General features: G+C 39.9%; 20 protein-coding genes. 17 read left to right on the top strand and 3 right to left on the bottom strand.

Annotated elements, in window-relative coordinates:
* Positions 1-12 precede the first annotated feature (12 nt).
* The 5 genes from DV702_RS10645 to DV702_RS10625 are packed head-to-tail and all read left to right on the top strand — an operon-like array spanning position 13 to position 6,123.
* Positions 13-1,098, top strand: coding sequence for a hypothetical protein (locus DV702_RS10645; protein WP_114924734.1), 1,086 nt, complete (start codon positions 13-15; stop codon positions 1,096-1,098).
* Positions 1,088-2,788 (top strand): hypothetical protein, encoded by a 1,701-nt coding sequence (locus DV702_RS10640; protein ID WP_114924733.1) that lies wholly within the window; start codon positions 1,088-1,090, stop codon positions 2,786-2,788. The genes DV702_RS10645 and DV702_RS10640 overlap by 11 nt, the downstream gene beginning before the upstream one ends.
* Positions 2,789-2,827: 39 nt before the next feature.
* Positions 2,828-3,670 (top strand): response regulator, encoded by an 843-nt coding sequence (locus DV702_RS10635; protein ID WP_114924732.1) that lies wholly within the window; start codon positions 2,828-2,830, stop codon positions 3,668-3,670.
* Positions 3,663-4,694: a HEAT repeat domain-containing protein gene (locus DV702_RS10630; protein ID WP_114924731.1), complete on the top strand. Its 1,032-nt coding sequence runs from the start codon at positions 3,663-3,665 to the stop codon at positions 4,692-4,694. The genes DV702_RS10635 and DV702_RS10630 overlap by 8 nt, the downstream gene beginning before the upstream one ends.
* Before the next feature lie 4 nt (positions 4,695-4,698).
* Positions 4,699-6,123 (top strand): glycosyltransferase family 2 protein, encoded by a 1,425-nt coding sequence (locus DV702_RS10625; protein ID WP_114924730.1) that lies wholly within the window; start codon positions 4,699-4,701, stop codon positions 6,121-6,123.
* A gap of 322 nt (positions 6,124-6,445) precedes the next feature.
* Here DV702_RS10625 and DV702_RS10620 read toward each other — a convergent pair whose 3' ends face one another.
* Positions 6,446-7,849 (bottom strand): purine-cytosine permease family protein, encoded by a 1,404-nt coding sequence (locus tag DV702_RS10620; RefSeq protein ID WP_114924729.1) that lies wholly within the window; start codon positions 7,847-7,849, stop codon positions 6,446-6,448.
* Between the two features lie 287 nt (positions 7,850-8,136).
* A complete protein-coding gene (locus tag DV702_RS10615) occupies positions 8,137-9,030 on the bottom strand; it encodes a catalase (RefSeq protein WP_114924728.1) in 894 nt (297 codons plus the stop codon).
* A gap of 110 nt (positions 9,031-9,140) precedes the next feature.
* Here DV702_RS10615 and DV702_RS10610 point away from each other — a divergent pair, with 110 nt between their 5' ends.
* Complete coding sequence (locus tag DV702_RS10610) at positions 9,141-9,653, top strand: YusW family protein (protein ID WP_114924727.1); 513 nt, start codon at positions 9,141-9,143, stop codon at positions 9,651-9,653.
* A 362-nt stretch (positions 9,654-10,015) separates the two neighbouring features.
* Here DV702_RS10610 and DV702_RS10605 read toward each other — a convergent pair whose 3' ends face one another.
* Positions 10,016-10,360: a DUF3899 domain-containing protein gene (locus DV702_RS10605; protein WP_162805780.1), complete on the bottom strand. Its 345-nt coding sequence runs from the start codon at positions 10,358-10,360 to the stop codon at positions 10,016-10,018.
* A gap of 191 nt (positions 10,361-10,551) precedes the next feature.
* Here DV702_RS10605 and DV702_RS10600 point away from each other — a divergent pair, with 191 nt between their 5' ends.
* From DV702_RS10600 to DV702_RS10540, 11 genes are all read left to right on the top strand, one after another.
* A complete protein-coding gene (locus DV702_RS10600) occupies positions 10,552-12,279 on the top strand; it encodes a peptide ABC transporter substrate-binding protein (RefSeq protein WP_114924725.1) in 1,728 nt (575 codons plus the stop codon).
* Positions 12,280-12,444: 165 nt separating this feature from the next.
* Entirely contained in the window at positions 12,445-13,377 is a 933-nt protein-coding gene (gene opp3b / locus DV702_RS10595) for an oligopeptide ABC transporter permease (protein WP_114924724.1), read from the top strand.
* Positions 13,377-14,402 carry an oligopeptide ABC transporter permease gene (opp3C, locus tag DV702_RS10590; RefSeq protein ID WP_114924723.1) on the top strand — a complete coding sequence of 342 codons (1,026 nt, stop codon included), beginning with the start codon at positions 13,377-13,379 and terminating at the stop codon, positions 14,400-14,402. Before opp3b ends, opp3C begins: the two co-directional genes overlap by 1 nt.
* Positions 14,403-14,415: 13 nt before the next feature.
* Positions 14,416-15,480, top strand: coding sequence for an ABC transporter ATP-binding protein (locus DV702_RS10585; RefSeq protein ID WP_114924722.1), 1,065 nt, complete (start codon positions 14,416-14,418; stop codon positions 15,478-15,480).
* Positions 15,480-16,415: an ABC transporter ATP-binding protein gene (locus DV702_RS10580; RefSeq protein ID WP_114924721.1), complete on the top strand. Its 936-nt coding sequence runs from the start codon at positions 15,480-15,482 to the stop codon at positions 16,413-16,415. Before DV702_RS10585 ends, DV702_RS10580 begins: the two co-directional genes overlap by 1 nt.
* 158 nt (positions 16,416-16,573) lie before the next feature.
* Complete coding sequence (locus DV702_RS10575) at positions 16,574-17,353, top strand: YtvA family blue-light photoreceptor (protein WP_114924720.1); 780 nt, start codon at positions 16,574-16,576, stop codon at positions 17,351-17,353.
* Between the two features lie 32 nt (positions 17,354-17,385).
* Complete coding sequence (locus DV702_RS10570; protein WP_114924719.1) at positions 17,386-18,024, top strand: pentapeptide repeat-containing protein; 639 nt, start codon at positions 17,386-17,388, stop codon at positions 18,022-18,024.
* A gap of 22 nt (positions 18,025-18,046) precedes the next feature.
* Entirely contained in the window at positions 18,047-18,610 is a 564-nt protein-coding gene (locus tag DV702_RS10565) for a GNAT family N-acetyltransferase (RefSeq protein WP_114924718.1), read from the top strand.
* A 1,795-nt stretch (positions 18,611-20,405) separates the two neighbouring features.
* Complete coding sequence (locus DV702_RS10550) at positions 20,406-21,578, top strand: MFS transporter (protein WP_114924715.1); 1,173 nt, start codon at positions 20,406-20,408, stop codon at positions 21,576-21,578.
* A gap of 15 nt (positions 21,579-21,593) precedes the next feature.
* The gene (locus tag DV702_RS10545) at positions 21,594-22,178 is read left to right on the top strand and encodes a histidine phosphatase family protein (RefSeq protein WP_114925910.1); all 585 of its coding nucleotides are present in this window, start codon (positions 21,594-21,596) and stop codon (positions 22,176-22,178) included.
* Positions 22,162-22,677 carry a YcxB family protein gene (locus DV702_RS10540; RefSeq protein WP_114924714.1) on the top strand — a complete coding sequence of 172 codons (516 nt, stop codon included), beginning with the start codon at positions 22,162-22,164 and terminating at the stop codon, positions 22,675-22,677. Before DV702_RS10545 ends, DV702_RS10540 begins: the two co-directional genes overlap by 17 nt.
* Positions 22,678-22,789: the final 112 nt, after the last annotated feature.

Genomic DNA, 22,789 nt, shown 5'->3' with positions numbered 1-22,789 from the left:
AAGGAGTAATCAATGAAAAAAATCATAGTCGCTCTTATTCTACTATTACTCATCCTTTCGCCTAGAATATACTGGCAAATCAAAGAAGAAAGAGTTTTAGATATTGTCGTAATTGATAAATCAGTGGCAAAAAAAGATTACAGAGAACATAAAGGATTCTTTCATATATTAGATAGCAAGAAAATTATACGTGCTGATGGAGAGTTTTATGATCTAGGTCGTGATTATTATGGTTTTGATCCATATGACCAAGTAGCGATGACCCCTTTTCGTGCGCGCTTGGCAGATTTAATATACGTTGCGGATACGTACGGCGTCTTTAGTGACGATTTGAAAAAGAGTCCTGAAGGAGAGCGTTCGGAACTTATTTATGGTGGAATGGAATTACTAGAGTGGAATGAATTAATGGCCAGCAGAGATGAAAACACGACACTAATCGCTGAATTTAATAGTTTTGCTTCCCCTACAAGTGATGAAGTGAGCGGTATTATGCAAAAAAGTTTGGGAGTAAACTGGTCGGGGTGGGTTGGTCGACATTTTACGGATTTATCGAGCGATGAAGTTCCTCAATGGTTGATTGACAGCTATCAACAACAAACTGGCGATGATTGGATACTTGCAGGAGCTGGCTTAGCATTTGTTCACACTTCGGGGCAAGTAGTTGTGCTAGACGGTCAACAGACGAAAAGTGCAGCTCGCTTTAAACTCACAACAATGGGAGAAAAGAAGTTCCCAAAAGTGAATGCGTCTTCTTATATTTATTGGTTTGATGTAGTAGAGCCAGTAGGTGAAACAAAAGTATACGCTACGTATGAATTTGATTTGACGGAAAAAGGTAGAAGTGTATTGCATGATGCTGGTATTCCTGAAAAGTTTCCCGCTGTATTACATCAAGAGAGTAAAAACACCTATTATTTTGCAGGTGACTACGCTGATTTTGATATGCAACCGCTGGTGAAATGGCAAGGAGTGCATAACTTTTATAAATATTTTGCAAAAGATGTCTCTGCTTTCTACTGGTTGACGTATTTTCCTATGATGGAAGCAATACTAGAGGAGACAGTCGAAAGAAAAGATGGTGAGCCTAGTGAAGGATAAACCTAAAAGTCGTTTTTATATAAAAGTTTTGATTTGGTTTATATTTCTGAGCACATTCGGTGTCGGAGGAGGCATCTTCTTTTTATTGTTTGCTGTCGTTCCTATTGAGCAAATGTATACAGATAGAGGATGGTCTCAATTTAAAATAGACACTGTCATGAAATACTTTGTAGTCGGCTGGGTGGCATTTGGTTTTGTCGTCTCTTTTCTTTATTACTTTATAGTCGTAAAAAGAAATCGCTGGCGGTTAACGTGGACGATAGTTGCGTGTTCACTGTTCCTATGCTTGGCTGGACTATATTACTTTATGAATACTGGCAGTGGACTTGTACAGTCTTCTCAAGGGGAAGTTGTGGAAGGGGATCGCTTTACGTTTGGGCCGTATCCTGAAAAAGAGGATTTAGTTCAGTTAAAAGCACAAGGATATGACGGGGTTATTACATTATTAAGTCCTACATTACCTATTGAAAAACCTTTACTCGATCAAGAAATTCGTTCAGCAGAAGAAGTTGGACTGGATGTACATTCGTTGCCGATGTTGCCTTGGGTGGGAGATAACTCAAAGTCTATTGAGCGAGTGCGAGAGTTGATCAAAGAAGATAAAAAGTATTATGTTCATTGCTATTTAGGCAGACACCGAGTGGACGTCATTAAACAAGTGGTCAATGAAGAAACAGGCGATGAACAATATCAACTGCGATTTTTACAACCGACGACATTGGAGAGAGGAAGTTTATTTTATTTCCCTGATCAGTCGATTGTCATGGGACCTTTTCCGACAGAAGAAGAGTGGTTTACGCGTATTAAGCGCGGGGAAGTTGAGGAAGTCGTTTCCTTACTGAAAGATCCGCAAGATTCTGAATGGCCGTTGAAAGAGAAAAAGATTGTTGCAGAATTACAAATGACCTATACATCGATGCCGATTGTGGAAGAGCCCTCCATTCGAGAAATACGTAAAATAGCTGAGTATCTCCAATCATTGGATCATAAAGTGTATGTGCATGATTTTAGTAATAGCCCTGCGCTCATGATGCTTGAAACATATTTGGACTGGGGGACAACCCTTACTGGAGCTGTTCCACCTGAATTGCAGTGTGGTAAGAGTGAGTGGGTAGGTCGCAAAATGCTAGTAGGTTGCCAGCCGACTAAAGAGGAAAGTGATCGATTGCGTGAATTAGGCATAACTGATTTCGTGGACATGGACGAACTCTCTTTAGATGAACAATATTTAAGTATAAAAGAGTCTAAAGAAAACAAGAGCCTGACGTATCTCGTAACAGCAAAAAAAAGCAAGCAAGTAAAGCGCGTGGCTATCGGCTTGTTGTACGGATCGGATACACGTGGGAAAGAATTTGATGACATTGCATTTTCTTTAGGAAAAGTGAAGCGTCATGAACGTAATTTGCTAGTAGGTCCAATGCTCGAACCAAAAGAGTATTCAACTTTTGCTAAAACGTACGGCGTGTCGCAGTTGTTCTATTTGCGATCCATTAGCACGAGTTCCGATGAAGAACTATCTGTAATAGAAAAACTGGCAGCCGAAAATCATATATCATTAGTTGTCATTCCGATGATTAGTCAATATGAAGAGTTGCTTATTCCCCTAATAGATAAAGAAAGCGGTTTGAATTATATAATGGTAGAAAGTTCTTTGATTCCCGAAGTAAATGATTATTTAAAAAAGTTTTAAAATATTATTAACGTATATTAGGTAAAGGTGTGTGAGGCTTTGAGTCAGGAACGATACAATATAGTAGACGCGTCCTTGTTTCCGAACTTTCTAACGTGGCAAGTAGCGAATATGAAACGTTTTCAACGGATATTTACAGTAGTATTCGTTACGAGCCCTGAAGATACAGAATCAGCAAAGCTATTATTAGCGATGCAGTTACGTGATTCGGATATATTATTTCGCTTTCCAGACGGTCAGCCGGATATTATTTTGATGACCAACACAGGCGAGGCGGAAGCGAATGTATTTATAGATAGATTAGCGAAAACCGAAGAAGTGCGTTCTTATCCATTGGCTACTGCTATGTTAGAAGTCAGAAATGGAACTGTCTCGCATGAAGATATAATGAAAGTCGGACTCCTTGCGATAGAACGCGCACGTGAACTAGAGGGGCAGACGATATGTGTAAAAGATCGTACGTTTCGAATACTGAACCAACAAGTCATCCGAGTTAGTATTATTGACGAAGATCCACTAGTTACGACAGTCCTTCAGAAACTAATGGATCGTGTGTCAATTAGTCAGCTGGAATTAGAGATTCAAGTATTTCATGATGGTCATGATTTTTTGGATTCTAATTGGTATGAGTCTGCACATACACATATCGTCATTATGAATGATGTATTGCCTAAGAAAAATGGTTTGGATATTTTGTATGCGTTACGTGAGTTACCCAATACACAAAAATATCATATTATTATGATGACAAAACGCAAGAGTGAGACGGAAATGCTGTTTGCGTATGAGAATGGGGTGGATGAGTACATGATGAAACCTTTCAATCCGCGTTTATTTGAAGCGCAAATTAAAAAAGTGCTTAACCGGATCTATCATGAATAGTTTATTGTTGTTCATGATAGTACTCATCATTTCGCTGTTTTTAGTGCTAGTATTACTTTTCCTTCTACTACTATTTTATCGCTTCCGACAAGTAAAAAATAAGAAGACTATAGCGAACTATATAGAACTACACCAATCTAAATGGTTGGATTATTTATTAGGAGGAGAATTATCAGCTGAGCTGAAAAAGCCTGCAAACACGTTGGAGTTGGAAGCGATAGATGAGCTGTTTTTCAGGATACGTTACCATTTCTCTTCAGATGAATTGACGAAAAAAATTGATCAGTATGCATCTGAATATATGAAGACTTATTACGTCAAACAGCTAAACTATCGAAATTCAGGCATACGATTAAATGTACTGAATAAAATTTATCTTTATGAGTTTTCATTTTTACATGAAGAGATTATGAATCGCTTGAAAAAATCAAATTCAAAAGAAGAGTATTTATTGCTTTGTAAGATCATTGCAAAAAATTCTTCATCAGATTTTGTGTCATATTATGCGAATCCTAAGCGGCGATTAGGAGAATTTGATTATAAAAGGCTCATAGTAGAGTTAGATGAATCACAGACACGTTTATTGGCAAAAGACTTTGATGCATTACCTGATCCGTTAAAATATTCGCTACTAGATATTGTAGGCGCTAAATTTTATTTGGATTGGTTACCACTCTTGCACTACTGCTTGGATGATTCAGACCCAGAGTTACGAATACGGGCTTTGAAAAGTATTGCGTTGCTGGAAGTGACTCCCACTTACTCCATGTATGAAGAATTTGCAAGTTCTTCTATTTGGGAAGAGCGTCTGATGGTAGCAAAGATTTTTGCTTCTGCACCTGAAGAACAGGCGGAAGTTATATTAAACCGTCTCATTACAGATTCATCTTATGCAGTCCGTATGCAAGCTGCAAAATCAATGAAAATGTTAAAGAATGGTCAACAAACATTGTATTCCGTCATAACCAATTCTACTGATGAATTTGCGGTGGATTTGGCGGAAGAGATGTTGGGAAAGGAGTAATCTGATGAATCTTCCTCATATTACTTCCTCGCTGTTTGCATTCGTAGGGTATATTTTGCTGTTTTATATGTTTGCTGTTATTTTCGTCTATACAGCGATGCTGATCATAGCGTTTTTGCGGTTAGCGAAGGAAAGGAAATTGCAAAAGAATCTTGCAGATGAAGATGGGGTGGATTTTATATATACTCAGCCAGTAACTATTATTGTTCCGGCATATAATGAACAAGAAGGTGTTTTAGGTAATATTTATTCGCTGCTTGCATTGGAATATCCGGAGTTTGAAATTCTTGTAGTAAACGACGGATCTTCAGATGGAACGGAAGCATTGGTGATCGAACAATTTGACATGAAACCACTGAAAAAAGTTATTCATTTACAACTTGATACGAAGCCGATTCAAGCAGTTTACCAGTCAGAGATCCATCCGAATTTACGCTTGATCACGAAAGAAAATGGCGGAAAAGCGGATGCGTTAAATGCGGGTATTAATGTTTCGAAATATCCTTACTTTTGTTCTATAGATGGGGATTCTATGTTAGATCGAACATCGTTATTACGAGTGATGAAACCGATTATGGAGTCAAACAAAGAAGTGGTCGCTGCTGGGGGTAATGTACGGATTGCCAATGGTTTTGATATCCAAATGGGACAACTAGTGCGCGAAGGTTTACCAACGTCAACTATTGTGAAGATGCAGATTGTAGAATACATGCGTGCTTTTCTTATGGGACGTATAGCGCTTAGCCGTTTTAATCTTGTATTAATCATATCAGGGGCTTTTAGTGTATTTTCTAAAAAGTTAGTGATAGAAGTAGGAGGATATTCTACGCAAACGGTCGGTGAAGATATGGAGTTAGTAGTAAAACTCCATAAAGCCATCGGGGACACAAAGGACAAAAAAGAAATCGTCTTTACGGCTGATCCTGTTTGCTGGACAGAAGCACCTGATACATTCGCAGGTTTGCGTACGCAACGCAGACGTTGGCATCAAGGATTAGCAGAAAGTCTTTGGTTACATAAAAAGATGGCCTTCAATCCGAAATATGGCTTAGTCGGCCTTGTATCTTTTCCGTACTTTCTATTATTAGAACTATTGGGACCATTAATAGAACTGGTCGGATATGCTTACCTAATCATCTCGCTGTTTATGGGCGAAGTATATGTAGTATTTGCTGGACTTCTTGGGTTAACGTTTCTTTTATACGGCTCATTATTTTCTATGGCATCCGTTTTACTAGAGGCGTGGAGCCGAAATACGTTTCCGAAAATTGAGGAGCTGATCAGTCTCGTGTTATTAGCGCTGACTGAAGTATTTTGGTATCGCCCAGCTACCATCTTTTGGCGAGTGGAAGGTATTATTCGTGCATTACGAGGCAAACGGGAATGGGGACATATTAAACGAAGAGGATTATCTGAGGATAATGACTAACAAATAAACGCCTAACGAATCGATTGCAAGGCTGATTCGTTAGGCGTTTTACATTTCATGAATTTTCAAGCCTGTTGATTATCCGAATAAAGGAATTAGTGTTTGGAAATAAGTTGCTTTTGATAAGTAATTGTAGAGTTAGTGTACGTTTTAGGATTCTCTCTACAGAACCGAACGCGCCCCCTCCGAAAAGCGTATCGTCTGGAAGCGCAAGCCGCAACACTCGCTAAGTCAGCGTCACACCACCCAATTGTCATAGTCAAAATCGATTTTAAATAAATGAATGAGAGAATTATACATAAATCACCAGGATTGATAAATTTTAGCTTAATCGATCTTCAGCTGTAATATCTTTTGGTTCCCGTTCTAAATAATAGGCGCCTTTTGTATAAATTGCGATCACAACTGTCAGTACCGCTGCAAGAATTGCCGCAAAGAAAGCAGCTGTAGACTGTAAGAATATACCTAACACTCCTGAGGCGGCAATTGTACCAAATGTGCTGGCGACGAGTAAAGAAACCACACCTACAGGATTCCATTTATATAAATACTCTTGTCTAGCCACATAATATGTTGGACCAATGCGTAGCCATTTCTTGACGATGAGGGCATCTGTCACTAAAATCGCAGCCCAAGAAAACAAGAATACCCCTTGGAACGTCATGACAGTATCCAAATGATCGACAATACCGGCTAGCATGAGCGCAATCGCGGAGGCGGCAGAAACGACTACCCAAAATCTTCGTCCAGGAGTGAAACGGAACACATTCTCAAAGAAATTAGAAAGGGAGAGGGAACTACTATAGATATTAGTGACGTTAATACGTAATTGTGTCAACATAGTAAATAATGCACCACCGATACCTAGTAAAAGAACAATATACACACCAGGATCTTTTTCAAGGAAACGCACACCGAACCATATACCGAGTCCACCCATCACTCCATAACAAAAAATTTGAGGAATAAATCCTATAGCGATAGATCCAAACTTTCGATCCGAGGGTTTTAAGAAACGTGCATAATCGGAAGCTAGTAAAGCTGTTAGTCCCATAATTCCATTATGCATCCCAATACAGAATAATAAAGCGGTTCCACCGAACTGAACACCTTCAGGCATATAAGAAAATACAGATCCGGTATAGACAGCCGGCTTTATAAATGAAACAACAATCGCTGTAATTAGAAATATTAAAAACACAGGCATTGACCACTTTTGCAACTTGTCTAGTTGCTCAATTCCGAACCAATTTAACGGAATAATGATCATTCCAAAGACAACGATCAAAATCCACTTAGGGAAGTCTGGTAAGAAATGATGTACTGCAGATACTAGGATCAACCCTTCGAATGCACAGTACATAATAAAGTTCGACGCGTAAATTAATGAAGTAAGGGAAGAACCGATATAACCAAAACCCCCACCGCGTGAAAGTAAATTTACATTCATACCTGACTTAGCTGAAAGGTACGCAATGACTGTGCCGAGCAATCCCGCCACTATAATTGCGTAAATTGCTGAAACGATTGCGTTGGGTGCTCCGAACTGCAATGCCATAACACTTCCCATTTGAAAATAGAAAATAGCGGTCGCAATACCGAATGTAATGTTTGTAATGCTGAGCCAACTTTTGCTGCGGTCTTCGATAGGAACGCGATCTAAAGAATAATCTTTAACTACTTCCTCATCCGAATCATCAAGTAACAAATCTTTCTCTGTTGTCATACACATCAGCTCCTTCTCGTAATTCGTCAACCCCTTCCGCCAGTATATTCTGGCTCTATACTCATTTCGAGAGAATGGTTCATACGTACATTGGTTGAATTGACATCTTTTAAATAGTAACAATAGTATAATGAAAAAATCAAGTGCAGACTAAGCTGATGGATGAGTGTTGATCATTTTATAATATTTTACTGCCGATTTCTATCTTGAATAGATAGCTCATGTAGTTATCGATAGTTCTATTACATTTACTGAATTTAGTAAATGGTAAGCTGGAGATTACTGGATTATTTCATCGCTCCCCGCCGTTTTGCGGATTCTTTATAGGCAGCTGAACGAAAGAGCAGTACAGGATCATTGCTACATTCCAATCCTTCTGTAGTAATCGTAGGGTCGAATACTATATTTTCGGCATTGTCCGGACGGAGGGAAGTCAATGTCAGTATACCCGCTTCAATTTTTTTGCGATCGTCTGGCCATGCCTTCGTTGGATCGTCGATGGGGTCACCGTATTCTGCCAATTGCACAAGTAATCGAAATTGAACTGCTTGTTTCTCGACTTTCTTAATTAACTCGTTTTCTATAGATGATGCAGGAACTGAGCTATCGTTAGAAGGTAGAGGTTGCCATTCAAAGCGCACTGCTTGTGTTTGTTTGCTTGTGTTTACAAATATGTAAGAATGTATGCCGTAATAGTGAAGAGTTTCAAAGTTTTTCAAAGGTTTCAATTTCTTCAGGATGGTAGCGAAAGCTTTGTAATGAACGTCATGCAATAAGGAGTCTATCCGTTCACTCCAAGAGCTCGACTTTTTATCAAAAGACCTAATTAATCGAATAAACGCCTCCGGAGTCTGGCTTACGAAAATCGGTACATTTACCATGACTAGATTTGTATAATTTCCGTTAGACAAATTGAAACGGACGGCCATTCCTTTTACGGGATTTAATATTTCACTTGGTTCTATACTCGGGGAACTATGTGAAAAACGTACGACAGCCGAAACTTCCCCCGTTTGTAAATGCTCTGCAGTTGTCCACGGAATAGCAGCACCAGTAGATTTGAATGTCGCGTCAAAAGCAATTCCGGTAGCGTGTGCACGTCTAAGATGAGGTGATATATGTGCAACGTTTTCAATAGCGTCGATCGCATTTGCTGCCGTCAATTTCTTAGGATTATTCATGGAATCACTCCTTTATCTTTTAACATACCCTACATAAATTGAAGTTAATCGATTAAAAGTCAAAGATTGGGGAACTATAGAAGAAATGACCAACTAAGGAGAGGATATAAGTGAAGCAAACATTTGTAGTGATTGTGTCAGTGATGACGATTGGACTAGCAGGTTGTGGCAGTGACGAGCCTGTAGAGGTACCTACACCGTCAGCACCAATCGAGCAACCTGTGGATACAAATACGTCAGCAGACACTTCGGCATCAGAGCAACCTAGTATATCGACAGATACTATGAAGGTGGATATGGATCAACTTTCGTTTAAGGAAATTAAGGTTGAAGTTTCGTATGGCAAAGACCGTGAGTACGAAGCGGAGATTGAGCAGGATGATAATGAGCCATTTGAAGCGAAAATAGAAGACGAGGTAAATGGTGTGTACTTGCAAGGACAAGAAGCGTTTAATGATTTGTATCCGAGAGCAGAGCAACTGCAATTGACAAAAGATAGTACAAAAGAAGAGACGATTGAGCAAGTGTTACAAGCTTTTGATTTAGAATCTAGTTATGAGAAATTTGAAGTGGAGATTCGTTTTCATGATGGCAGTAAGTTAGATGTGGAAGACAGGAAATAAGATAGTTTCATTACGCGTCAGTTGAGTAACCGTGCTATGTATAATTAATTTAAAAGCAAGTTAGGTGATAGAACTAAACGGGCGACTTTGGCTAGATGGAGTGAAGCTAACTTGGAATGTCTTGCGGCTTGAGCTTCCAGACGCTACGCTTTCCGGAGGGGGCGCCCTCAGGAAAGCGTCCGGTTCTGTAGGGAGAATCCTAAACGATACACTATTTTTTCTGCACCGCCCCAACTTCTGGCGAGTCCGCCGTAACGAGTACACTAACATTACAACTCCCCGTCAACAACACCTCATTTCCAAAAGACCATTGCTTTCTTTAGATAATCAGCCGGCTTGGTTTGTTAGTAAACTATGCTTGATTACATATAATACCATGTCAAGGCGACTAACATCAGTACGAATGTCGGGATACCTGCTATGAAAAACCAAGCAGGATTCGCTGAAAATGTTTCCGAAGGTTTGCGCATGGATTCGATAGCTTCTTGCTGTCCTTTACGTACGAACACTTTACGCATACTCGTTGCGAAGAAGTCAAAAGAACCAGTGCGTATAATATAGATTGTTCCTCCGATGAAAAGCAAAATAGCGCTGATAAAAAAAGATACATTGATATATCCGAGTAGTGTGAATTTTCCATATAGTACATAGATAGAAATAATGATTATGAATTGAGAGAGAGAAAATACAATACTATTAGATTTCATATTGAGCCTTCTTTTCATATAATAATGTCGTTTTCTATTGTCTATCATACAAGAATAGTAAGGAAAAGTGTAGAATCTACATATATTCTTTAAAATTAAGATAATATTGATGTTAGCGTTTACATTTAGAAGTTTTACTTGTATAATGAAATAGCTAGTTGATCAATTATTTTAAAGGGGAGGTCAATGATTTGAAAAGTAAAAAATGGGCTTTACTTATGGCGCTGACGTTAGTGCTAAGCATGTTCCTAGCTGCTTGTGGTAGCAAAAAAGAAGAAGACAAGCCTGCAACAGATGGGGATAAAGAAGATGATCAGGCGACTGAACAAACTCATGGAAAAGACGAAGATGGGGAGCCGGACGCAGAACAAGTACTGTATTTAGCTGAATCTGCTGCGATTCCATCCGTTGATTCATCTATTGTTGAGGACGCTGTAGGATTCAACGTACTAAACAACATTAACGAAGGATTGTACCGTTTAAACCAAGAAAACATTGCAGAACCAGCTATGGCTGCTGAAGAGGCAGAGGTAAGTGAAGATGGACTTACTTACACATTCAAACTGCGTGATGCTAAATGGGCTGATGATACACCAGTTACAGCTAACGATTTCGTTTATGCATGGCAACGTGCGATCGACCCGGCAACTGGTTCACCATATGGACCATTCATGATGTCAGGTGTTGTAAAAAATGCAACAGAGATTTCTGAAGAGAAAATGGAAGTATCTGAGCTAGGTGTTAAAGCGCTGGATGAAAAGACGTTTGAAGTTACACTTGAACGTCCAGTACCTTATTTCTTATCACTTATGTCATTCGGAACATTCTATCCACTAAAAGAGGAGTTTGTAACATCTAAAGGTGATGCGTATGCAACGAACTCTGATGGACTTCTATCTAATGGTCCATTCATTCTGACTGACTGGGATGGAACTGGCGATAGCTGGTCATTTAAAAAGAATGAACATTATTGGGATGTCGACAGTGTGAAATTAGATGAAATTCACGTAAACGTAGTAAAAGAATCTGCTACAGCAGTGAAACTTTATCAAGATGGTAAATTAGATCGCGCAGGAGTTTCTGGAGATCTTGCACAGCAGTATATTGATGATCCGGAAGCAGTTATCCAACCGGAAACATCTGTATTCTACTTCAAGTTTAACCAAGAGCGTGACGGAGAAAAGACGCCATTAGCGAACGAAAACATTCGTAAAGCGATTGCAAAAGCTTTTGAAAAGCAAGATATGGCTGATGTAGTACTTGCTAACGGTTCTTTACCAGCAAACTTCTTAGTACCAACAAACTTCGCATTTGATGAAAATGAAAAAGACTTCCGTGATCTAAGCGGCGACCACTTATTGTATAACGTGGAAGAAGCACAAGAACATTGGGAAAAAGGTTTAGAAGAACTCGGAGTGGATTCTTTGAACTTAGAGATCCTTGGTGGAGACACTGAACTATCTAAAAAGATGGACGAGTACTTTAAAGCGCAATTAGAAGGGAATTTAGAAGGACTTTCTATTTCATTGAAAGAAGTACCATTCGCAGTACGTCTTGAATTAGACGGTAACCAAGATTATGATATTCAAGTTTCTGGATGGGGCCCTGACTTCCAAGACCCGATTTCATTCCTAGATTTGTTCGTAACAGATGGAACAAACAACTTGATGTCTTACTCTAACCCAGAGTATGATAAGTTAATCGCAGATTCAAAGGGAGAATTGGCTCTTGATCCTGAAGCTCGATATGAAGCGTTTGCAAAAGCTGAGAAAATCTTGCTTGAAGATGATGCAGCGATTGCACCTATTTATCAGCGCGGATTGATTTTCTTGCATAAGCCATACTTTAAAGGATTAGTAGATCATCCATTTGGAGCAGACTACACGTACAAGTGGGCTTATATTTCCGGTAAGAAGTAAGTATTGTAAGTTAAATAGGGGAGAGTATATGGGAGTGTCGTCTTCCATATACTCTCTTTTTAGTAACAACCAATAGTTGGAATATTTACAAGATACAATCTATTGGGAAGTGTTAATACAATTAGCAAATAGTAGGATAGAAACTCCGTGGAGGTGTAACGTAACGTGGTTAAGTATATTGGAAAACGCATAGTTTATATGTTTATCACGCTATTTTTAATTGCGACTGCTTCTTTTTTCCTTATGCAAACATTGCCGGGATCTCCAATCGCATCTTACAGTAAACTGAATGATACACAAAAAGCGATTGTTGAGAAGAAATATGGGATTGATAAGCCGAAGCCCGTTCAGTACGCAATTTATATGAAGAACTTGGCGAAGGGCGATTTAGGAACATCATTTGCTTTTAAAGGGAAAAGCGTGAATGATTTATTAGCCTCACGTTTGAAACCTTCATTAATCTTGGGAGCGCAAGCGATGGTCTTTGGGACTCTCGTTGGAATCTTGTTAGGTATGCTTGCTGCATTGAAGCAAAATACGTTTTGGGATTATGGGAGTACGTTTTTTGCGATACTCGGTATATCTATTCCATCCTTTGTATTTGCTTCTTTGCTACAGTATTGGATTGCATCTGAATGGCATCTGTTACCGGTTGGACTGTGGAATGACGGTTGGAAATCAAGTGTCCTGCCATCGCTTGCACTCGCAATGGGGCCACTTGCCCTATCCGCGCGTTTCATACGGACTGAGATGATTGAAGTATTAAGTTCAGATTATATTACATTAGCAAAAGCAAAAGGTGCAAACGGTTTTGAGATAGCGTTTAAACACGCATTTAGAAATGCATTGATTCCACTAATTACTGTTCTTGGACCACTAGCAGCAGGACTAGTGACAGGTTCACTAGTGGTAGAGAAAATTTTCGCGATTCCTGGAATTGGTGAGCAGTTCGTTTCTTCTATCATGGTAAATGATCATGCGACAATTATGGGTACGACGTTATTATTCTCAATATTTTTGATCGTTGTTATTTTTATTGTGGATATTTTGTACGGAGTCATTGACCCACGTATCCGCTTGTCTGGAGGTAAGGGATAATGCGAAATGAATTTGAAACAAAACAATTACCTCAAGAAGACTTTGAACGAATTACGATTGACAGCCATGAAGCAGAACGTATTGAAAAGAAGAGTTTAAGTTTTTGGCAAGATGCTTGGCTTCGCCTACGAAAAAATGGGGCAGCGATTGTAAGTATGGTAGTTCTTGTGTTGCTAGTCCTAATGGCGCTAATTGGTCCTCTTTTGAATGGACATGCAGGAGACGCACAAAACTTGCGACATGCCAATTTGCCACCAAAGATTCCTGGAATTGAACAAATGGGAATATTTGACGGTGTCGGAAATTTAGCTGGAAAAAAAGTCGATTTATATGAAATGAAAAAGGTAGATGACTATTATTGGTTCGGAACTGATGGGCTGGGCCGTGATTTGTTTACTAGGTTATGGGAAGGTACACAAGTTTCACTATTTATCGCATTTGTCGCAGCGGCGATTGATTTGGTCATTGGTGTCATCTATGGATTAGTTTCTGGTTACTTTGGCGGCCGAACGGATGACATTATGCAACGTATTGTCGAAGTTCTTATCGGGATTCCTACATTAGTAGTAGTAATCTTGATGATCATGATTATGAAACCCGGTATAACAGCGATTATCGTTGCCATTACAATTACCGGTTGGATAGGGATGTCACGAATTGTGCGAGCACAAACTTTGAAGTTTAAATCACAAGAATTCGTACTCGCTTCACGAACACTAGGATCTAAAGATGGTAAAATCATTACAAAACACTTATTGCCTAATATGCTTGGGATTATTATTATCAATACGATGTTTACGATTCCGAATGCTATTTTCTTTGAAGCATTTCTAAGCTTTATCGGAATTGGGCTTCAACCACCAGCTGCATCACTTGGTACATTGATAAACGATGGATATAAGGTCATGGAACACCAACCATATGTCTTGCTGTTCCCGGCAGTCGTCATTAGTATTTTAATGATTGCCTTTAACTTGATAGGTGATGGATTACGTGATGCACTTGACCCGAAGATGAAAGATTAAGGAGGAGAGCCAATTGACAAAAATTTTAGAAGTTAAAGATCTTGAGCTTTCCTTCCACACGTTTGCAGGGGAAGTTAAAGCCATCCGCGGTGTGAATTTTGATTTGAATAAAGGAGAAACATTGGCTATTGTAGGTGAGTCAGGATCGGGTAAGTCGGTAACGACAAAATCCATCATGCGACTATTGCCACAATCTAGTGCAGATTATAAAAATGGTGAAATTTTATATGATGGACGAGATTTGACCAAAATTTCCGAAAAAGAAATGCAGAAAATTCGTGGAAAAGATATTTCAATGATTTTCCAAGATCCAATGACTTCATTAAACCCGACGATGACGATAGGTAAACAGATCATGGAACCTATTCTAAAGCATCAGAAAGTAAGTAAATCAGAAGCACGCAAAAAAGCGGTTGAAATATTGAATTTAGTAGGTATCCCAAACGCTGAGAATCGTTATAAAATGTATCCACACCAATTTTCGGGTGGGCAACGGCAACGAATTGTTATTGCAATTGCTCTTGCGTGTAATCCGAAGATACTTATTGCAGATGAGCCGACAACTGCATTGGATGTAACGATTCAAGCACAAATTTTAGAACTTATGAAAGAAATTCAGAAAAAAATCGATACGTCTATCATTTTCATCACGCATGACCTTGGCGTAGTTGCCAACGTAGCAGATCGTGTTGCGGTAATGTATGGGGGCAAAATTGTGGAGATCGGTACGGTAGATGAAATTTTCTATAATCCACAACATCCATACACATGGGGTTTGTTAAGCTCTATGCCATCCATGGATTTAGATGATCAAAAATTGTATGCTATTCCAGGAACTCCGCCAGATTTATTGAACCCACCTGTTGGCGATGCGTTCGCATTGCGTAGTGAGTACGCATTACAGATTGATATGGAACGTCAACCTCCATTTTTCAAAGTGAGCGATACACATTATGCGGCGACTTGGTTACTTCACCCACAAGCACCACAAGTGGAACCGCCTGCTTTAATTATTGAGCGAATGAAAACATTTCCTGGTAGCCGATATTACGTTGAAGAAACGGGAGGGACTATGTAATGGCGGAACATTTAATTGAAGTAAAGAATTTAAAACAATATTTCAATGCAGGTAAACCTTCCGAAGTTCGAGCAATTGATGATATTAGTTTTACGATTAAACGTGGCGAAACTTTCGGTTTAGTAGGAGAGTCAGGTTGTGGAAAATCTACTACAGGCAGAACGATGATACGTTTGTATGATGCGACAGCTGGTCAAGTGCTATATGACGGAGTAGATGTTCATGCGCCAAAAACAAAAAAAGAAAGCCAGCTATTAAATCGTAAAATGCAGATGATTTTCCAAGATCCTTATGCGTCATTGAATCCACGTATGAAAGTATTGGATATAATAGCGGAAGGCTTAGACATTCACGGACTTGTTAAAGGAAAAACCGCTCGAAAACAGCGTGTAATCGAGTTGCTTGAAACGGTAGGCTTAAATCGAGAACATGCGGAGCGCTATCCACATGAGTTCTCAGGTGGTCAGCGTCAGCGGATCGGTATTGCGCGCGCACTTGCGGTAGAACCTGAATTTATCATTGCAGATGAGCCGATTTCGGCACTCGACGTTTCGATTCAAGCGCAAGTAGTAAACTTATTGAAAGAGCTACAAGAAGAGAATGGCTTGACTTATTTATTTATTGCGCATGACTTATCGATGGTAAAGTATATATCTGACCGTATCGGTGTGATGTATTTTGGGAAATTGGTAGAAATGGCACCCGCGGATGAATTGTATCGTAACCCGATGCATGCTTATACGAAGTCCTTATTATCAGCTATTCCACTGCCGGATCCTATTTACGAACGGACACGTGTGCGAAAACCTTATAGTCCAAATGAACATAATTATGGTCTGGATGATAAAGTTGAATTTAGAGAGATTGCACCTGAGCATTTTGTGTTATGTTCTGAGAAGGAGTTTGTTCAGATGCAAGCAACACGTGTAAATTGAAAGTGACAATCCTTTGACGAATCACGTCAGAGGATTTTTTATAATGAGCAAATGAATATTTTAATATTACGAGTCGGCGGATTATTCTAAAATCTTATACACAGTAGATAAGAATATGCTACGATAGCTATAAAGTATGTAAAAGTTAGGATGTGAATATGATTAAACGGATAACAGACACAGTACGAGAACAATTAGTAGTAGAAATGCTTAATAGCAGTAGGGTTGGAACACTTATCACAGATCCCTCACAAGAGGATAACCCCATCATTCAAACGAATAAAACTTTTGAAACGATGACGGGTTATACAAGTGAAGAAATTATAGGGCGTAATTGCAGATTTCTTCAAGGAGAAGAGACTGATCGTGCAACGGTTTTAAAAATAAGAAAAGCTATCGCTGAAAAAAAGCCCATTACAGTCGTGCTGAAAAATTATAAAAAAGATGGAACGTTATTTTGGAACCGTCTAAATATTCGACCTGTAACTATTGAAAATGAACTATATTTTGTCGGGTCACAAACAGATGTCTCTGTTCAATATAGACAAATAGAAGAGCTACAAACGAAAGATACTGAAATTGAGCAATTGATGTTGCCGATCATGAAAATCTTTGATAATGTGGCTGCAGTATCGTTGATAGGTCAAATGAGCGAGGAACGTTTTAACTTGCTCATTACAAAGTTAAGCGACTATGTCCATACAAATGATATCGATCATATTATGGTAGATGTGACTGGATTGTATTGGCAGGAGGAAACACCGATCTATCGATTAGTAGAAGTAAAAGAAGTGCTTGAATTAATGGGTAGCCAACTATATCTGACAGGTGTATCACCTATACTAGCGAGAAAATTGGCTGAGTCAAAACAATACAATCAATTATTACTGACGTTTGCTAGTATCCAACAAGCCATTCATTATATCCAATCACAGTGAATAGCTAAGGCATTACGGAAAGGTGAGTCACTATGAAGTGGAATCATCCGAAAATATCGGAACAATTAATTACGATGACTTTAGAAGAGTGTATATATGAAGAAGAACCTTTCTTACAAAACTGTAAGATAGTAGGTTCACGAGTCGACGGTGAAACTATAGAACGTCTGAATCTAACCAATGCAGTAGTTAAAAACTGTAGTTTTCAGCATGCCGTATTACCTGATTTTTTCATTACAGATGTACGTTTTGAGAACTGTGATTTTTCCAATGCAGACGTAACGGGCGTTAGTATTCACCGCGCTAGTTTTCATAATTGCAAAATGCTTGGAGTGAATTTTGCAGATGCTAGACTAACGGATGTGTTGTTTGATGAATGTATTGGAAATTTAAGTGCTTTTGTTCATAATAAATGGGAACGAATACATTTCTTAAAATGCCAGCTACAAGAGACGGATTTTTTCAATTGTAAAATGAAGAATACACGTTTTGAAGAATGCTCGCTTGATCAGGCGAGTTTTGACGAGACGCCTTTAAAAAAAGTGGAAATCAATACATCTGAATTTGATAGCTTAACTGTTTCCATGAAAGATTTATCAGGTTGTATTGTCTCAACTCGACAAGCTATTCAATTTGCTTCTATGATCGGTTTGGATATAAGAGACGAGTAAAACGAGTGGAAGGGGAGTACCTATGTTTGTTCATAAAGTGACAGATGAAATTTCCTTAAAATTAATGCGGCAAAAAGATGCTGAAGAATTATTTAATCTAGTAGACCAATCAAGGGAGCACTTGAGAGAGTGGTTGCCTTGGGTAGATTCCATGAAAAGTTCTGAAACGTATAGACCGATTATTACAGCATGGCTCCAGCAATTTGCTGAAGAAGACGGGTTTCAGGCTGGGGTTATGTACAAAGGAGAATTAGTAGGTTTCGCGGGATTTCATTCCATTGACTATACAAATAAACAGACGAGTATCGGCTACTGGTTGGCAGAGGCCTATCAAGGAAAAGGAATTATGACTGCTGTCGCCAGCTCGCTGGTCGATTATGCATTCGAACAATACGATATGCACAGAATTGAGATTAAATGCGGGGCAGATAATGAAAAAAGTCGTGGAATTCCTGAGCGTCTGGGATTCTTGGAAGAAGGAGTCATTCGTGATGGGGAATTTTTGTATGATCACTTTCACGATTTGATTGTGTACAGTATGTTGGAGGAAGACTGGAAAAAGCGTGAAAGTGAAAAAAATATGTAATATGGTCACGGAGTCCGCCGGCGATAGGATTCCGTTTTTTGGTGTTATAGTGTTTCAGTCTTGTTAATTGATCATATGGTGTTTAATTCACTCATTCATTCATTTATTTAACAGTGAATTTGACTTTAGCGATTGTATGGGGTGACGCTGACTTAGCGTGTCTTGCGGCTTGCGCTTCCAGACGATACGCTTTCCGGAGGGGACGCGGCGGACCCTCAAGCACTGCGGGTTACACCTGTCGTCCTTGATCCTCCCGGAGTCGATCGTCTTCCAGCTTCAGCCTTACTTAGTGTAGGCAAAACAGTTTGATCACTCTTTGTATGTGGTGAAAAATACGTGGGCTTGTCTGCTACTTCATGTTCGTTTATTGGATGGAGTGAAGCTGACTTGGAGTGTCTTGCGGCTTGCGCTTCCAGACGATACGCTTTCCGGAGGGGACGCGGTGGACCTCGCAAAAGTACGCTGCGAGTTACACCTGTCGTCCTGATCCTCCCGGAGTCGATCGTCTTCCAGCTTCAGCCGAAACTTAGCGTGTGCAAGACAGGTTGATCACTCTTTGTATGTGGTGAAAGACCAACATCAGCTACTATGACTATTTCGATGGACTGAGTGGAACAAGCAATGACTCTATATGTATTCAATCAGGCAATCCAAAGCTTTATCTACACTGTTCAGGAAGTAGAGCTTACCATACTCTATTTCTGGACGAACACAAACTGACTTACGAACACAAACTCAAGGATTCTCCCGGAAGAACCGGCGACTCCTGGAGGATTAGGACGACAGGCGAAATCGCCAAAGCACTTCTGGCGAGTCCGCCGCGTCCCCTCAGGAAAGCGTCCGGTTCTGCAGGGAGGATCCTCACACGTACACTCATTTTCTGCACTGCACTGAATAAGTCACTTACCCTACTCTAATTTTTGGACGAACACAGACTGACTTCCCGACACAAACTCAAGGATTCTCCCGGAAGAACCGGCGACTCCTGGAGGATCAGGACGACAGGCGTAATCGCCAACGCACTTTTGGCGAGTCCGCCGCGTCCCCTCAGGAAAGCGTCCGGTTCTGCAGGGAGAATCCTCACAAGTACACTCTTTTTCTGCACCACCAAAGGAGAAGTCACTCCCGCCACTCTAACTTCTGGACGAACACAAACTGACTTCCCGACACAAACTCCAGGATTCTCCCGAAAGAACCGGCGACTCCTGGAGGTTCAGGGAAAGCCGTGGCGAAGGACGGCTTTTGCGAGTGAAGCGCAGCGAGAAGGAGCACATTTTGGCACTTGACAGGCGTAATCGCCAACGCACTTCTGGCGAGTCCACCGCGCCCCCTCAGGAAAGCGTCCGGTTCTGTAGGGAGAATCCTCACACATACACTCATTTTCTGCACCAAGAAAGAAGAATCATTTATCCCACACCAACTTCTGGACAAACACCAACTAACTTCCCGACACAAACTCAAGGATTCTCCCGAAAGAACCGGCGACTCCTGGAGGATCAGGGAAAGCCGTGGCGAAGGACGGCTTTTGCGAGTGAAGCGCAGCGAGAAGGAGCACATTTTGGCACTTGACAGGTGTAATCGCCAACGCACTTTTGGCGAGTCCGCCGCGCCCCCTCAGGAAAGCGTCCGGTTCTGCAGGGAGAATCCTATCACGTACCCCATTTTTCTGCCCTGTATAGGAAAAGTATCTTTGAATATTCAGTAGGCTTACTAGCATTTATTATTCTTGTAACTTCTTTCACAGCTTGCTATGATGAGGAAATATCAACTAAGAATGAACGTAGGAGAAGTGAACATGAAAAAAGATTCCATTACATTATGGTTGCTGTTGACCAACTTATTGATCGCTTTTTTAGGTATAGGTCTCATTATACCTGTCATGCCCACATTAATGAATGAATTACATATATCAGGTCAAGGTGTAGGATATATGGTAGCGATATTTGCAGTGGCGCAACTAATAACTTCTCCTTTTTCAGGGAAATGGGTCGATACAATCGGCAGGAAAAAAATGATTGTCATTGGCTTAATCATTTTTAGTGCGTCCGAATTTTTATTTGGAGTAGGTCAATCACTCACTGTGTTATTTGGTTCCCGTGTTCTAGGAGGAATTAGTGCAGCATTTATCATGCCGGCAGTCACAGCGTTTATTGCAGATATCACAACGATGGACACACGTGCAAAAGCGTTAGGATATATGTCGGCTGCTATTTCTACAGGATTTATTTTAGGTCCTGGCATCGGAGGGTTTTTAGCTGACTTTGGTACGCGTGTTCCGTTCTTCTTTGCAGGTGGACTTTCCTTATTCGCGGCAATCTTCTCATTTATTATGTTGCGTGAGCCTAATCGTTATCAGGAAACAGTAGCTGAAGATGGAGTAAAACCGGGATGGCAACGTGTCTTTGCTCGTCAATACTTCATTGTATTTATCATTATATTTATTTTGTCTTTTGGTTTGGCATCGTTTGAATCGGTCTTTAGTTTATTTGTGGATCACAAGTTTGCGTTCACACCTAAGGATATTGCGATTGTCATTACTGGAAGTGGTGTAGTCGGTGCAGTGGCTCAAGTGTTGTTGTTTGATAAACTTTCGAGATTGATAGGAGAAAAACGATTAATCCTATTTTGCTTAGTTTTTTCAACAATCATGGTGTTTTTAGCGACGTTTGTCAAAGGATATTTTGCTGTATTGGCAGTCACTATTATTATATTTGTAGGATTCGATTTAATTCGACCTGCCGCTACATCTTATTTGTCTAAAATCGCCGGGAATGAACAAGGGTTTGTCGGGGGAATGAATTCGATGTTCACAAGTTTGGGAAATGTATTTGGACCTATTATCGGTGGTGCATTATTCGATGTCGATGTAGATTATCCTTTCTATTTCGGAGCACTTGTCTTATTAGTAGGTGTAATCTTGACTTATCTTTGGATTAAAAGAACCTCTGCATTTAAAGCGAATATATAGGAGGAGATTTCGTTGATGATCGGATTTATTCGACACGGTGTCACAGCTTGGAATAAAGAAGGACGTGCACAAGGGAGTTCGGACATACCACTCGATGTGGACGGTATAGTAACCGCGAAACAATTAGCCTGCCGCTTAGCTAATGAAAAATGGGATGTCATTTTCACCAGTCCGATGGTTCGTGCAAAACAAACCGCTACTATACTAGCTAAGAAATTGCGTTTGGAAGTGAAAGAGGATGACCGGTTACGCGAACGAAGTGGCGGACTTATTGAAGGGACGACAGAAGCGGAACGTCTTGAAAAATGGGGGCCTACATGGCGTGAACAAGATTTAAAGTTTGAAACAGGAGAAAGTGTGAAGGCTAGAGGTCTTGATTTTGTAATGGAGTGTGTTCAATGCAATGCAGATCAAAAAATTCTCGTTGTCAGTCATGGCAGCTTCTTGAAACGTATTATCGCTGCATTGTTAGAAGACCAAACGTACGAAGTGAAAATCGATAACACATCATTGACTGTAATAGATGTGGAAAAGAAGAATTGTTTATTATTAAATGACACGTCTCACATAATAGGAGGTTCCAATGGAAATCGAATATGAGTTAACCGAGGAAGACGTTATAGCATTTAACTTGTATCACGTGAAAAATTCAAAAGTAGGTAAAAATTCATTGCAGTGGCAACGTTTTGTTTCGCCAATGATTTTCTTCATGTTCGCTTATTTTCTCTCCATTTTCACGGATATGGAAAAAGGACCGTTATTTCTCGTATTCGGTTTGACTGCAATTTTATGGGTCATTCTTTACCCAAAATATTTCTATTTCCATATTACACGACAAGTACGAAAGATGTTAAAAGAAGGTAAAAATGAAGGGCTAATCGGGCAGCATATAATGAAGATGAATAAAACAGGCATTACCGACCAAACACAAGTAGGCGAGACGAAAGTACAATGGTCTGGTATACAGCGAGTCATTGAAGACGCAGATTATTTATATATTTATACAAGTACAATAAGTGCATACATACTGCCAAAACGTACTATCTATTCAGTGGATGGATTAAAAGCCTATGTAGAAAAAAGAATTACATCAAACTAACGAGACAATCTCCCCCCGCATCTCTCACCACTCTCATCCATCGAATCCCGACTATCTAGAAATGAAAACTAAAAGGTTGAAATTTCTCTCCTAAAGAAAGCCGAAGAGTGCA

Origin of the sequence: Sporosarcina sp. PTS2304, from assembly GCF_003351785.1 — a bacterium.
In the GTDB taxonomy this organism is placed as follows: domain Bacteria; phylum Bacillota; class Bacilli; order Bacillales_A; family Planococcaceae; genus Sporosarcina.
The sequence above is the reverse complement of the archived record's forward strand: the minus strand, read 5'-3'. Positions and strand labels throughout refer to the sequence as shown.